This is a genomic window from Apibacter raozihei, assembly GCF_004014855.1.
GTDB classification, from domain to species: domain Bacteria; phylum Bacteroidota; class Bacteroidia; order Flavobacteriales; family Weeksellaceae; genus Apibacter; species Apibacter raozihei.
Genome location: NZ_CP034930.1, coordinates 3213634 through 3227270, shown reverse-complemented (window position 1 = coordinate 3227270; position 13637 = coordinate 3213634). Strand labels below are relative to the sequence as shown.

Sequence of the window (13637 nt, the reverse complement as noted above, 5' to 3'; positions counted from 1 at the left end):
TTTTAAAATCTGCCGTTATTTATTTTTTAATCATCCAAGCCTAAAGTCAGCTTACTCAAATTAATTTCTTTTTCATCACCGGTATTTTTACCCAATACATCTGATAGCTTTACCGCATTCAGATATTCATCAGAAGGAGTTTCTTTCACATGAGTTAATTTAATTACCATGTTAAGAGGTTTAACGCCTACGTCATTAGACAAATAAGTGCCTATCCCGTAGGTATCATGAATTCGCCCATTAACGTATTCCTTTATTTTTTTTACCTCGTTCAAATTCAAAGAATCACTATAAACAATAGTCTTTGAGGTAGGATCTATTCTATGTTCCTGATAGAAATTGATAGTTTTATCGGTAAATTCCAAAGGATTGCCACTATCACAACGAACACCATCAAATAATTTTGCTAATTTTAAATTAAATGATTTGAAGAAAGAGTCAGAAGTATACGTATCAGTCAGAGTAATTCCCAAGCTTCCCTGAAAAACATCTACCCAGGCTTCTAATGCCTTTATATTAGCAGAGCGATATCCAAAAAGTGCTCCATGATACATAAACCATTCATGAGGCATGGTGCCGATGGGAATAGTATCGTATTTCATTGCCAGGTAAACATTACTGGTGCCTTTAAAATAGTCACCTGAGTTTTCCTTTAAGGTTTTAACAACTCTGTCCTGTACATCAAATGAATAACGTCTTCGCGTTCCAAATTCCGAATAATCAGCCTCAAGATTTTTAAGTCCCAAAGCTTTTTCCTTAGCTTTTATTTCAATATCCTGAGGTTGGGTACCTATCATCTCGAAATATAATTCAGAAATAAGAGCCATTAAAGGAACTTCCCATAATACGGTTCTATACCAAAAACCTTCAATATATAAGTTTAATTTTCCGCCTTCCTGAGAAATGTGCACTTCTTCCGGATCGTAGGTATAACCTTCTAAAAAATCAATAAAAAAAGGATCCAGGAAATAACATCTTTTCATAATGAAGTGCTTTTCTTCTTTATTAAGTTTTAAAGAAGTCATTTCGTTAATTTCTTCTTTTAATCTTTCAGCAAAACCTTCAGGAAAAGCATTTTGACCCCGGTTAATAAAATCATATCTTACATATGCCCAGGGATAAAGCCTCTGAATGGCATGCATGACTGAAAATTTATATAAATCATTGTCCGTGAAGTGCTTAATTATCATGATATTATTTTGTTTTTAATTAGGGTTATTATGTTTATATCTTTTGTTCTAATTTATTGTTTATCGAACCATATATCTCCCCAATGGGTTAGAATATTATTTGCAATCGCGAAGATTAAATAACTAATTCCTAAATTGAGGGAGAGCTTTAAGCTAAGAAGGAAAAAAGCTGAAATAAAAATTGTAAGCTCAATTATAAATCGTATAAAATGACCGGATCGACTAGGAGAGCCAGGCGAAATGTATGCTGACCATAGGAAAATAAATGCAGCAGGAAGTAATATTCCAATACATATATTAAACGGAAATTTAAATTTACTAAATCCCAGCCAGATGAAAATTGTGATAGAAATTAATTCTAACATAAACCTTAAAACAGAATTTATAGAAAATATATAATTCATATTTTTGATCAACAAATTTGTCAAATTTACAATTTTGTATTAAAATATCAATTTTTATTGATTATTATATAATAACAATTGTTATGCCTAAGAAATTTAGTCAAGTAAAAATTAAATTTTATATTTAACATATTTTTGAAAAAAATAGATATGAAAGCATTAATAATTGTAGATGTTCAAAACGATTTTATACCAGGAGGAAATTTAGCTGTTACGGATGGAAACCATATAATACCGATAATCAATAAAATTCAGCAAAACTATGAACTGGTTGTAGCGACTCAGGATTGGCATCCGGCAAATCATTTAAGTTTTAGTACAATGCATGAAGGCAAAAAAAACTTTGAACAGATTGAGCTGGACGGATTACCTCAAACACTCTGGCCTGCACATTGCGTACAGGGAAGTATGGGGGCAGAGTTTTCTAAAGAATTAAATCAAAATAAAATTGAAGCCATTTTCAGAAAAGGAATGGATAAAGGTATCGATAGCTATAGTGGATTTTTTGATAATGGAAATAAAAAATCTACAGGTTTATCAAATTATCTTCAAGGTAAAAAGGTTGATGAAGTTTACATTTGTGGATTAGCCGCAGATTTTTGTGTTTATTTTACAGCTAAGGACTCTATAAAACTTGGTTTCAAAACCTTTATTATTGATAATGCTACAAAGCCGATAAGTTATGAGAACTATGAATTGATAAAAAGAGAATTTATAAGTTTAGGTGGGGAAATTGTGAATTCAAATTAAATAGTTAAAAGACAAAAAACCCCGTATAAAACGGGGTTTAAAACTAACTACTATGAAAATTCACTGCCTTATGAACGCTATATTTAAAACAAAATGTGTGCCAAAGTTATTCATATTTAGCGTGATAGTAATTAATTAAAAATAAAAACCCCGTATAAAACGGGGTTAAAACTAACTACTATGAAAATTCACTGCCTTATGAACAATATATTTTAAACAAAATTTGTGCCAGAATTATTTATATTTAGCGTGATGGTAAATAATTAAAAATAAAAAACCCCGTATAAAAACGGGGTTAAAACTAACTACTATGAAAATTCACTGCCTTATGAACAATATATTTTAAACAAAATTTGTGCCAAAGTTATTCATATTTAGCGTGATAGTAATTAATTAAAAATAAAAACCCCGTATAAAACGGGGTTAAAACTAACTACTATGAAAATTCACTGCCTTATGAACATTATATATAAAGCAAAATGCGTGCCAGAGTTATTATATTTCAGTAAATTAATAAAATAAAAAAACCCCGTATAAAACGGGGTTTAAAACTAACTACTATGAAAATTCACTGCCTTATGAACGCTATATTTAAAACAAAATGTGTGCCAAAATTGTTTGATTTAAAAAATAAATATAAATAAAAAACCCCGTATAAAACGGGGTTAAAACTAACTACTATGAAAATTCACTGCCTTATGAATACTTTTTAACATGCAAATTGCGTGCCAAAATTATAAAGTATATTCGTTTTTTTCAATAATATGCGATGCTATTTTTTCACTTAGCGCTATTACATTGGGAGGATTGCTATACTTAGTAAATCTTTTCAAGCCTAATAATAGCATTCTTTGTTCATCACCTTCCGAAAATGAGTAGATGGATTCTGTTGCTTTAGATTTTATAATTTCAATAGCTTTGAAAAGATTTAGTTGAGCCATTGCTAATGGTATTTTTGCATTTGTTGGAAACTTAGTTACAATTTTTTCTGCTCTTAAAACAGCACTTTCAGCCATATAAATTTGTATAAGTATTTGGGAAGCATTGAGCAATAAATGCTGTTGTTTTTCTATTTCTTCTTTATATTTTTGAATAGCAGAACCAGAAATCATGAGGAAAACATTTTTCAGTTTAGAAAGCATTTCTTTTTCTTCGGATAGGGTTTGAGAATAATCAGGAATATCGAATGAAGGAATACTCATTAATTCTTTACTTATAGAAAGTGCCGGGTTAATTAAATCGATCTGACCTTTCAATGCTCTTTTAATTAACATTCCTATCGCAACCAAACCATTAATTTCATTAGTACCTTCATATATCCTTCCTATTCTGGAGTCTCTCCAGGAGGCTTCCATGGGAGCATCTTCAGAAAAGCCCATTCCTCCATATATCTGAATACCTTCATCTGCAGTTATCTGAGCTTCATCAGATGCATAGACTTTTAGAATAGAACACTCAATAGCAAATTCTTCAACTCCTTTAAGCTCTGCTTCACTGTGAGAAGCTCCTGAGTGTATCAGTTCTTCAATCTTATTTTCTATATTTTTAGCAGCTCTGTAAGAACCAGATTCACAGACATAAATGGAAGTAGCTCGCTCAGCTATTTTTTTACGTATTGCCCCGAAAGCCGAAATAGGAGTTTTAAACTGTACTCTTTCGTTAGCATATTGAATTGCATGCGTAATTATTCTACGTTGCGAATCTATACATGCAGCAGCTAATTTTATTCTACCTACGTTAAGAGCATTCATTGCAATTTTAAAACCTCCGTTTCTTTCTCCTAATATATTTTCAACAGGAATCTTTGTTTCATTAAAAAAAACCTGCCGGGTTGATGAAGATCGTATTCCGAGTTTATGTTCTTCTTCACCGAAAGAAAGTCCGTTTGATTCATCTCTTTCTAAAATAAATGCGGTTATATTTTTATCGTTTTCAATTCTTGCAAAAACAATAAATAAGTGAGCAAATCCAGCATTGGATATCCACATTTTTTGCCCCGTAATTTTATAATATTTTTTATCTTCAGACAGGATGGCTTTTGTTTTCCCTGAATTAGCATCAGATCCGGCATCAGGTTCTGTCAGGCAGTAAGCTCCAAACCATTCTCCTGAAGCTAATTTAGGCAGATATTTCATTTTTTGTTCCTCCGTTCCATATAAAGTTATAGGCATAGTGCCTATTCCGGTATGAGCTCCGAAGGCAGTACTTAATGAACCATTAGCTGCTGAGATATAATCACAAACGAGCATCGTAGAAACAAAGCCAGCTCCCATTCCTCCGTATTGTTCAGGAACGGCAATACTCAGAAGTCCTAATTCTCCTATTTTACGCATTATTTCTTCTGTTAGTGCGTAGTCCTTTTTTTCGAAGCGTTCATTTATAGGTATGACTTCTTTATCAATGAAATCTTTTACTGTATCTCTCATCATTTTTTGTTCTTCTGAAAAATCTTCCGGTATAAATATTTCTTCAAAATGAACTGATTGAGTGATAAATGCAGCTCCTTTAGCTTTATTAATTGAGTTTAATGTTTCCATTATTTGATTTTTTTAAGGTTTATTTTATCGTTTTAACAACATCAGGCTCTATAAAAGTTCAAAAATACTTGCTGCCCCTTGTCCTGTACCAATACACATAGAAACTATTCCATATTTGCTCTTTCTTAGCTTCATTTCATTTAGCAGTTGTACGGTAAGTTTTGCTCCTGTACAACCTAATGGATGCCCCAATGCTATTGCTCCACCATTAACATTCAGTAGATCAGGATTGATTTGTAATTGTTTTTTTATAGCTACGGATTGAGAAGCAAAAGCTTCATTAAGTTCTATCAAATCTATGTTATTTAAAGTCAATCCGGCTTTTTTTAATGCCAGGGGAATAGCTTCAATAGGTCCTATTCCCATAAGTCTGGGCTCAACTCCGGCAACACCATAAGAAACAAGTCGGGCCAGAGGTTGTAGATTGTTTTTACTGATAAATTCCTCAGAAGCTACCAGAACAAAAGCAGCTCCGTCAGAAGTTTGAGAAGAATTACCTGCGGTCACACTTCCTTTATTTGCAAATACTGGTTTTAGCTTAGAAAGAGCCTCCAGTGAGGCTTCCTTTCTTGGTCCTTCATCTTGAGTAAAAGAATAATGTTTTGTTTCAGGTTTATTATTTTCATTCAAAAAATCATATGAAATTTCTAAAGGAACGATTTGATTATCAAATTTTTGTCCGATTATAGCTTTTATAGCTCTTTCATGAGATTGAAGGGCAAATTCATCTTGCTCTTCACGGGAAATATTAAACTCCTGAGCTACTGCTTCAGCTGTAAGTCCCATTCCCCAATAATAACTAGGATGTTTTTTAGCTGTTTCTATTTCGGGAACAGGTTTATAGCCCCCCATCGGTATGTACGACATACTTTCGGCACCTCCGGCAATTATACAGTCGGCCATTCCGCTTTTTATTTTCGCTGATGCAATGGCAATAGCTTCCGAGCCTGATGCACAATAACGATTAATAGTCATTCCCGGAACTTTATCTGTTTGTAATCCCATAAGCGAAATTAATCTTGCCATGTTGAGACCCTGTTCTGCTTCAGGCATAGCACAACCTACAATTACATCGTCTATTTGTTCTTTATCAATGGAAGGATTTTCTAAAAGTAATTTTGCTATCACCTGAGAGGCCATCCAATCAGGACGGACAAATCTGAGACTTCCCTTAGAAGCTTTTCCTACGGCAGTTCTATAGCCTGTAATTATATATGCTTGTTTCATAAATCTTTGCTTTTAAATTAGTTTCTTAGTGCTTTTCCATTTTGTAACATATATTGTATTCTCTCCAGAGTCTTTTTTTCTCCGCAAAGAGAAAGAAAAGCTTCTCGTTCTAAATCCAGTATATATTGCTCAGTAACTCTGGAAGGTTCAGATAAATTACCTCCGGTCATTACATAGGCAAGTTTGTTGGCAATGAGCTGATCATGTTCAGACATGTACCCTCCTTTAACTAATTGATCTGATCCCACGTAAAACATTCCCAAGGCATTCCTGCCCAAAACTTCAAATTTTTCAGGATAAGGCTTTGTATATCCTCTTTCGGCAAGTAAAATCGCCTGCTTTTTAGCTTCCGATATTAATCGGTTTTTATTAACTATTATCGTATCTTTTCCTTGAATAAGAATACCCATGTCCATAGCTTCGTAAGCTGATGTTGATACTTTTGCAGTTCCGATATTCATATATGCATTTCTTAATCTGTTTGTTTTAACGTCGTCTTTGAGGTAATTGAGAGAAGCCCTTCGAGCAAATTCTTTGGAACCACCACCTCCCGGTATAACTCCCACACCAAATTCAACTAATCCTATATAGGTTTCAGCAGCAGCTACCACTTTATCTGCATGCAAAGTAAGTTCGCAACCTCCACCTAAAGCCATACCGTGAGGAGCAACTACTACAGGTATGTTAGAATACCTGACTCTCATGGTTGTTTGTTGAAAAAGGGCGATAGCCATATTTAATTCTTCCCAGTCTTGATCAATGGCCAACATAAAAATCATAGCCAGATTTGCACCTACGGAAAAATTAGTTCCTTGATTTGATATCACCACTCCTTGAAAATCTTTTTCGGCCAGTTCTATTCCTTTGTTTATTCCTTCCAGAACTTCACCTCCCAACGAATTCATTTTAGAACGGAATTCAATATTTATAATTCCATCCCCCAAATCTTCAATTGCTGTTCCGGAGTTTTGCCATAATGTTTTTGTAGGACGAAGATTATTGAGAATAATAAAAGATTCCTGACCGGGAATGGGTTGAAAGGCTTGTTTGTTTTGATCATAATACAAGGTATTTCCATGCGAATCTACTTGATAAAAGTGATGAATATCTTTTTCCTGCATTTCTTTAACCCAGGATGAAACTTTAAACCCTTCGTTTTCAATTAAATCGATTCCATTTTTTAAGCCTAACTGATCCCAAAGTTCGAACGGCCCCGTTTTCCAGGCATACCCCGTTTTCATAGCATCATCCAGACTGTATAAATTATCAGATATTTCAGGAATTCTTAATGAAACATACGCAAATAAACTGGCAAAATGTTTTCGATAAAAGTTTCCGTATTTACTTTCGGATGATAACAATATTTTTAATTTATCTTTTTCATCCTTTGCTTGTTTTGCTGTATCAATAAGATCAATTTTCGGTTTTTGAAGTATTCTGTATTCTAGAGTTCTTAAATCTATAGTATAGCGTACATCTTTTCCGTCAGCATCTTTTTCTTTAAAATAGAAACCTTTTCCGGATTTGTTTCCTAAAAATTTATGCTCAGTCAGAAATTTCATAAAGTCCGGAACATTCAGATTCTGAATCATTGTATCTTCCGGGCAGTTAATTTTAAGCCCTTCGGTTACATTTGCGGCCGTATCCAGTCCTACCAAATCACTTAATTTGAAAGTGCCTGTTTTAGGACGTCCGAGTATAGAGCCGGTCAGAACGTCGGTTTCTTCTGCAGTTAAATCAAGTTCATCACTCAAAGATATTATTTTGGACATGGAATATACTCCGATTCGATTTCCTATAAATCCGGGTGTATCCTTGCATAAAACAGTAGTTTTTCCTAAAAATTTGTCTCCGTACATCAAATAAAAATCAATGACTTCTTTTGAGGTTTCTTTGGTTGGAATAATCTCTAGTAGTTGTAAGTAACGAACCGGATTAAAAAAGTGGGTTCCTGCAAAATATTTTTTAAAATCATCACTTCTGCCTTCAGACATTAAATGAATAGGTATACCTGAAGTATTTGAGGAAATATAAGTTCCCGGAATCCTATATTTTTCAATATTTTCATATATGCTTTTTTTAATTTTCAGATTTTCAACAACAACTTCAAATATCCAGTCGGTATGCTTAATTTTGTGTAAATCGTCTTCTAAATTGCCGGTAGAAATTCTGTCAATAAAAGAGGGGTGATATAGAAGTGCAGGTTTAGATTGAACGGCTTTTCTAAGGTTGTTATTTACAATTCGGTTTTTTACTATAGGATCATTCAATGATAAGCCTTTAGCTTTTTCTGAATCTGAAAGTTCTGAAGGAGCCATGTCGATAAGCAAGACCTGCACGCCAATGTTTGCAAACATGCATGCAATGCCCGAACCCATAATCCCGGATCCGAGAACGGTAACATGATTAATGTGTTTTTTCATTTTTCTTCATTCTTTTTTTTGTGATTATTCGATTGATTTCATCCATAACATCATAGAAAATAGTTAATTTGTCCATAGGTATTTCTTTCTCAATGGTATGGTGAAATTCTTTTACATATTGTTTGGATATGTCTCTCATACGAAGTCCTTCATGGGTTAGGCTTATAATGATGCTTCGCTTGTCTTCTTTTGAAGTAGTCCTTTTTATAAGTTTTCGTTGTTCCAGGTCATTAAGTGTCCGGGATAAACTGGTGGCAGCTATTCCCATTTTTGGACCTAACGAGGAACTGGGAGTTCCTTTTTTCGGATCAATGGATAATAAAGTAAAAGCACCTGACATTGTAGCTCCAAAATGAATGGCTTCTTCGTTATACATTTTTTGTATAGAAAGCCAGGTAGAGCGTAATATATAGTCTATTGTGATTCTGTTTTTCATGATATTTGTCATATACCAAATATAATAAAATTTATTATGCATGCATAATAAATTTAGATTTTTTAGCTTTTTTTGTAAAACTATCTTATTGATATTATTGTGTTTGTATATTCAGTAAGGGATGACTTGTGTAATATTTAAATCATTATTTTTATTTTTGGAGATAATATGCATCTCATGAGAAATAGAATTTTGGATAAAATTTCAACAATTGAAAAAGAAAAGAAAATAAAAATTTGGTTTGCCTGTGAATCGGGGAGTAGAGGATGGGGCTTTCCTTCACCGGGAAGTGATTATGATGTCCGGTTTATTTACAGTAGAGAACAAAAAGAGTATTTATCTATACAGGATCCGGAATTATATTTAAACTTTGCCATTGATGATGAACTCGACATTAATGGATGGGATTTGAAAAAAACTTTACTATTAATAAAAAAATCGAATACAACTCCGTTCGAATGGCTTCAATCACCTATCGTTTATAAAGAAGAAGCCGGATTTAAAGAAGAGTTAATGGCTATTTGCTATCAGTATTTTAATCAAAGATCTAACATTTTTCATTATCTGGGTGTGGCGAAAGGAGCAATGGAAACAATAGCTGAAGAAGAAATAAAAATCAAAAAATTGTTTTATATACTTCGTCCTTTGCTTGCGGCTCAATGGTGTATGGAAAAAAATGAAATAGCACCTATGACTATACAAGAGCTCCTTAAACTAGTGCCTTTGAATTTAAAAGATTTGATTACAAATTTGATAGAATACAAAAAGGATGTTGAAGAATCTCACATCATAACAATTGATAGTAATTTAAAAAAATATATTAATACAACTTTTCAGTCATGTACAGAATTTGCTGGTTCCATAAATACTGTAATTTTTGAAAAAGATAAATTAGATCTTTTTTTTATAAACAAGATGGGATTTGATCAAAGATAATATTAAATGTTGAAAATTTTTTACTATTTAAGTTCAGGTATAATTTAAAAATTAACTGCATATTATGAATATTCAGGATATAAAAGATAAAAATCTATTGTTATTTGAAGCTATTAGTGGAAGTAGAGCTTTTGGATTAGATACGGAAAATTCAGACACAGATATAAGAGGTGTATATTATTTGCCTAAAGATAAATTTTATGGATTTGATTATATTCCTCAAATCAGTAATGAAACAAATGACGAAGTTTATTACGAACTAGGCCGGTTTGTTGAATTATTGGTGAAAAATAACCCTAACATTCTTGAAGTTTTAGCATCTCCCCAAGACTGCATACTATATAAACATCCGATTATGGAAAAATTAAATCTTTCCATGTTCCTTTCAAAATTGGTGAAGGATACGTTTGCCGGTTATGCAATCAGTCAGATTAAAAAAGCTCAGGGATTGAAAAAGAAAATAGTAAATCCAATCGAGAAGCAAAGAAAATCGGTACTTGATTTCTGCTATGTTTTATCCGGATATGATTCTGTTTTACTGTCTGAGTGGTTACAAATTAAAAATTTTAAACAAGAAAACTGCGGGTTAATCAGTATTCCTCATTCTAAAGGGATTTACGCATTGTTTTATGACCAAAAAGGTAATTTGGGATATAGAGGAATTACTAAAAAGGATGATACTAATGAAGTTAGCTTATCTTCTATTGCTAAAGGAGAAAAAGAAATTGCTTACTTGTCTTTTAATAAAGACGGATATTCCTCTTATTGTAAGGAATATAAAGAATATTGGAATTGGGTGGATAAAAGAAATAAAGAGAGATTTAAAATAAATGAATCACATGGGAATAATTATGATTCTAAAAATATGATGCATACCATCAGGCTTCTGGAAGTGGCTAGGGATATTTTTCAAAATGGGGAATTAATAGTTAGAAGGTCAAATCGTGAAGAATTGTTAAATATAAAATATGGCAGGTATTCCTATGAAGAATTACTACAAAAATCAGAAGATCTAATAAAGGAAATAGAAAATCTATATTCTTTATCTTCTTTGCAAAATGTACCGGATTCTAAAATTGCTGAATCATTATTAATTGAGATGCGAAAACATTTATATGAATAGATTTTTTTATGGATGCATTTTTATTTAATATCAACCTGATTATTTTCAATTTTAACTTCTTTTTTTACTATTTTCCAGTTTTACTATATTACAAACTTAAAAAAAATCATAGTTTTTATTAATTTAGTGTATTGATTGTCAGTACTATATTAATTTTTTTCAAAAAAATTAATATAGTATGTAACAAATTTCATAATACTCATACATATTGTATAAAACAGTTGCTTTTATAATTAACTAGTATGTATAACAAAGTATTAAATTAAATTTACAACCTATGAAAAAAATCCAGTTAAGTACAATTTTGACCCTTATATCAATAGTATTATCCAGTACTTTATATGCTCAATCAATGTCACAGGTAAAAGGTAAAATTGTTGACGAATCTACACAGATAGGTATAGAGGGAGCTATGATATTAATTTTAAAAAATGGAAGTATTGTAAATGATACTTTTACTGAAGAAAATGGAGAATTCAGATTTGAAATATCTGAAGGAGAGTATGAAATTATTACTGAAATTTTCAGCTATGTAAAAAATAAACAGTCTATTCATATTTCTGGTGAATCTGTAAATCTGGAATCAATTAAAATGGAAAAAATAACGAAAGAACATACGCTGACAAATTTAGTAATCACCGGAAAAAAAACGACGATTAAAAATAGTATTGACAGAAAAGTCGTAACTCTTGGTGATGATTGGGCAGGTACAGCTCCGGATTTAACTCAAATATTGACAACAATTCCGGGAATCAGCATAGATCAAGCAAACCAAATTTCTTTACGGGGAAGTTTAAATGTTAAAGTTTTGATAGACGGCAAACCTTCTACTTTAGATTTTGATCAGGTATTAAAATTATACCCCCCCTATTTGGTAGATAAAATAGAAATTTTAACCAATCCACCCGCAAAGTATTCACCTGAAGGTAAAGCAGGAATAATCAACATAATTTTAAAAAAGAGTACTAAACAAGGAATTAATTTAGGTTTGAATACCGGATATATAATAGGAAAAAAATCAAAATATGTAAACGGTATTGATATGAATTTGGGCTATAAAAAATTTAATCTATTCGCAAATGCAGGATATAATGATTATAATTTTCAAAACTCCGGTTATTTAAAGAGAAGAAACCCAGATTCTCAATTAGATTATCTGTTATCAATAGGAAATATTAACAGATATGTAAAAGTAGGAACTGATTATTTTATAAACTCTCAAAATACGTTATCAGTTTATACGCAACAATCAGGAAATAACTTACGAGTGGATAATGAAAGTACCGATAGTAATAATTTAATGAAAAGTATAATAAATCAGTCACAGAAAGATAATTCAAAATATCAGGAGTATGATTTATTTTATAAATCAAAATTCGATAAATCGGATCACGAATTAGAACTTCAAGCAAATTTTAATAAAAATAATCAAGATAGATTTAGAAACTCTTCTATAAGTTTAAAGGAAAAAAATCATATTGAAGAAAAAAATATCAGAGCAAATTTGGATTATTCAAATCCTCTTTCTGATAAAACTATGTTTACGGCAGGTGCTGAATTAAGGCTTAACAGATACAATGACAATTACGAAAGTGCCCAGGCAAATGTATACAAATTCGAACGGGATATTTATAGTTTATATGCAGAATACAAAAAACAATGGGAGAGAATTGGTTTGAAAGCCGGTATACGTGGTGAGCTTACAGATACAAAAGCAACATCAGATTTTACTAATTCAGTTCAGGTTAATACAACAGATGTGCAAATTTATCCTACTTTACATACCAGTTATAAATTAGGAAAAGAAAAAAAAATGGAATTGTCTTTCAATTATTCACGAAGAATTGATCGTCCGTGGGCAGGAATACTCTCTCCGGTTCCTCAATTTGTAGTCGGAACAATAATTATTTCAGGTAATGATAAATTAAAGCCTGAATTTACTAATTCATTTCAGGTAGGAACCTCTGCTAATATTGGAAAATTAAATGTGGAAGCTGGTATTTTTTATAGAGATATTAAAGACGCAATCAGTCAAAGATTTGTAGAGCATCCGAGTTATATTGAAATTATTAACGAGAATACGAAAGCCAATGCTCAGTATGGAGGTGAATTTGATTTAAATTTTTCTGCTTACAAATGGTGGAAAAATAATTCTTCTTTGGAGTACTATTGGGGAGAAGTGTCTGGATTAAAGCAGGAGCAGTGGACTAAAAGGAATATTGACAAATATATATTTAAAACAACCAATAATTTTGTTCTTAATCCTTCTTTAAGTATTCAACTTCTAGCTCAATATTATTCTAAGTCAAAGGACCTCTATAACTCATATAATGAACAATGGAAAGTAGATATTTCATTGAGAAAAATGTTGATGAACAATCAATTAAGTATCAGTATAAGGTTGGCTGACGTATTCAATACCAACCATTCGGAATATCAAATGATCAACCCATCTAATCTCAAAGGACGTTCTGATTGGGAAAGCAGAAATATAAGTTTTTCTGTTCGTTACAATTTAAATTCTGGGAAAGTTAATAGAATAAATAAAAAAGTTTTTGACGAGAACACTAAAAAAGGAGGAGGAATTATGTGATTTTTCTTTCAAACATTT

The 13637-nt window shown here is 31.9% G+C and carries 10 protein-coding genes; 4 read left to right on the top strand and 6 right to left on the bottom strand.

Annotated elements, in window-relative coordinates:
* Nucleotides 1-26: 26 nt before the first annotated feature.
* Both pncB and EOV51_RS14280 read right to left on the bottom strand, forming a co-directional pair.
* Nucleotides 27-1190, bottom strand: a complete 1164-nt coding sequence (pncB, locus tag EOV51_RS14285) for a nicotinate phosphoribosyltransferase (RefSeq protein WP_128153201.1) — start codon at nucleotides 1188-1190, stop codon at nucleotides 27-29.
* Nucleotides 1191-1243: 53 nt separating this feature from the next.
* Nucleotides 1244-1594 (bottom strand): YrdB family protein, encoded by a 351-nt coding sequence (locus tag EOV51_RS14280; RefSeq protein ID WP_128153200.1) that lies wholly within the window; start codon nucleotides 1592-1594, stop codon nucleotides 1244-1246.
* 150 nt (nucleotides 1595-1744) lie between these two features.
* On the opposite strand from EOV51_RS14280, the gene pncA reads away from it, so the two are divergent.
* A complete protein-coding gene (gene pncA, locus EOV51_RS14275; protein ID WP_128153199.1) occupies nucleotides 1745-2344 on the top strand; it encodes a bifunctional nicotinamidase/pyrazinamidase in 600 nt (199 codons plus the stop codon).
* 734 nt (nucleotides 2345-3078) lie between these two features.
* Here the strand turns inward: pncA and EOV51_RS14270 are convergent.
* Genes EOV51_RS14270 through EOV51_RS14255 form a run of 4 tightly spaced genes read right to left on the bottom strand, consistent with a single transcriptional unit; the run spans nucleotide 3079 to nucleotide 8967 of the window.
* Nucleotides 3079-4881, bottom strand: coding sequence for an acyl-CoA dehydrogenase family protein (locus tag EOV51_RS14270; protein WP_128153198.1), 1803 nt, complete (start codon nucleotides 4879-4881; stop codon nucleotides 3079-3081).
* Nucleotides 4882-4929: 48 nt separating this feature from the next.
* Nucleotides 4930-6108 (bottom strand): thiolase family protein, encoded by a 1179-nt coding sequence (locus EOV51_RS14265; protein ID WP_128153197.1) that lies wholly within the window; start codon nucleotides 6106-6108, stop codon nucleotides 4930-4932.
* A 17-nt stretch (nucleotides 6109-6125) separates the two neighbouring features.
* On the bottom strand, nucleotides 6126-8531 hold the full coding sequence (locus EOV51_RS14260; protein WP_128153196.1) for a 3-hydroxyacyl-CoA dehydrogenase/enoyl-CoA hydratase family protein: 2406 nt from the start codon (nucleotides 8529-8531) through the stop codon (nucleotides 6126-6128).
* A complete protein-coding gene (locus EOV51_RS14255) occupies nucleotides 8515-8967 on the bottom strand; it encodes a MarR family winged helix-turn-helix transcriptional regulator (protein ID WP_128153195.1) in 453 nt (150 codons plus the stop codon). Before EOV51_RS14255 ends, EOV51_RS14260 begins: the two co-directional genes overlap by 17 nt.
* A gap of 177 nt (nucleotides 8968-9144) precedes the next feature.
* Between EOV51_RS14255 and EOV51_RS14250 the strand changes: the two genes are divergently transcribed.
* The 3 genes from EOV51_RS14250 (at nucleotide 9145) to EOV51_RS14240 (ending at nucleotide 13619) form a co-directional block, all read left to right on the top strand.
* Nucleotides 9145-9903: a nucleotidyltransferase domain-containing protein gene (locus tag EOV51_RS14250; protein WP_128153194.1), complete on the top strand. Its 759-nt coding sequence runs from the start codon at nucleotides 9145-9147 to the stop codon at nucleotides 9901-9903.
* A 64-nt stretch (nucleotides 9904-9967) separates the two neighbouring features.
* A complete protein-coding gene (locus tag EOV51_RS14245) occupies nucleotides 9968-11026 on the top strand; it encodes a nucleotidyltransferase domain-containing protein (RefSeq protein ID WP_128153193.1) in 1059 nt (352 codons plus the stop codon).
* A 277-nt stretch (nucleotides 11027-11303) separates the two neighbouring features.
* Nucleotides 11304-13619: an outer membrane beta-barrel family protein gene (locus EOV51_RS14240; RefSeq protein WP_128153192.1), complete on the top strand. Its 2316-nt coding sequence runs from the start codon at nucleotides 11304-11306 to the stop codon at nucleotides 13617-13619.
* The last annotated feature ends 18 nt before the right edge of the window (nucleotides 13620-13637 follow it).

Excerpts from the sequence above, each read along its gene's own strand:
- EOV51_RS14255 (WP_128153195.1), bottom strand. The coding sequence starts at position 8,967 with ATGAAAAACAGAATCACAATAGACTATATATTACGCTCTACCTGGCTT.
- pncA (WP_128153199.1), top strand. The coding sequence starts at position 1,745 with ATGAAAGCATTAATAATTGTAGATGTTCAAAACGATTTTATACCAGGA.
- EOV51_RS14250 (WP_128153194.1), top strand. The coding sequence starts at position 9,145 with ATGAGAAATAGAATTTTGGATAAAATTTCAACAATTGAAAAAGAAAAG.
- EOV51_RS14280 (WP_128153200.1), bottom strand. The coding sequence starts at position 1,594 with ATGAATTATATATTTTCTATAAATTCTGTTTTAAGGTTTATGTTAGAA.
- EOV51_RS14260 (WP_128153196.1), bottom strand. The coding sequence starts at position 8,531 with ATGAAAAAACACATTAATCATGTTACCGTTCTCGGATCCGGGATTATG.
- EOV51_RS14270 (WP_128153198.1), bottom strand. The coding sequence starts at position 4,881 with ATGGAAACATTAAACTCAATTAATAAAGCTAAAGGAGCTGCATTTATC.
- EOV51_RS14240 (WP_128153192.1), top strand. The coding sequence starts at position 11,304 with ATGAAAAAAATCCAGTTAAGTACAATTTTGACCCTTATATCAATAGTA.
- EOV51_RS14265 (WP_128153197.1), bottom strand. The coding sequence starts at position 6,108 with ATGAAACAAGCATATATAATTACAGGCTATAGAACTGCCGTAGGAAAA.
- pncB (WP_128153201.1), bottom strand. The coding sequence starts at position 1,190 with ATGATAATTAAGCACTTCACGGACAATGATTTATATAAATTTTCAGTC.
- EOV51_RS14245 (WP_128153193.1), top strand. The coding sequence starts at position 9,968 with ATGAATATTCAGGATATAAAAGATAAAAATCTATTGTTATTTGAAGCT.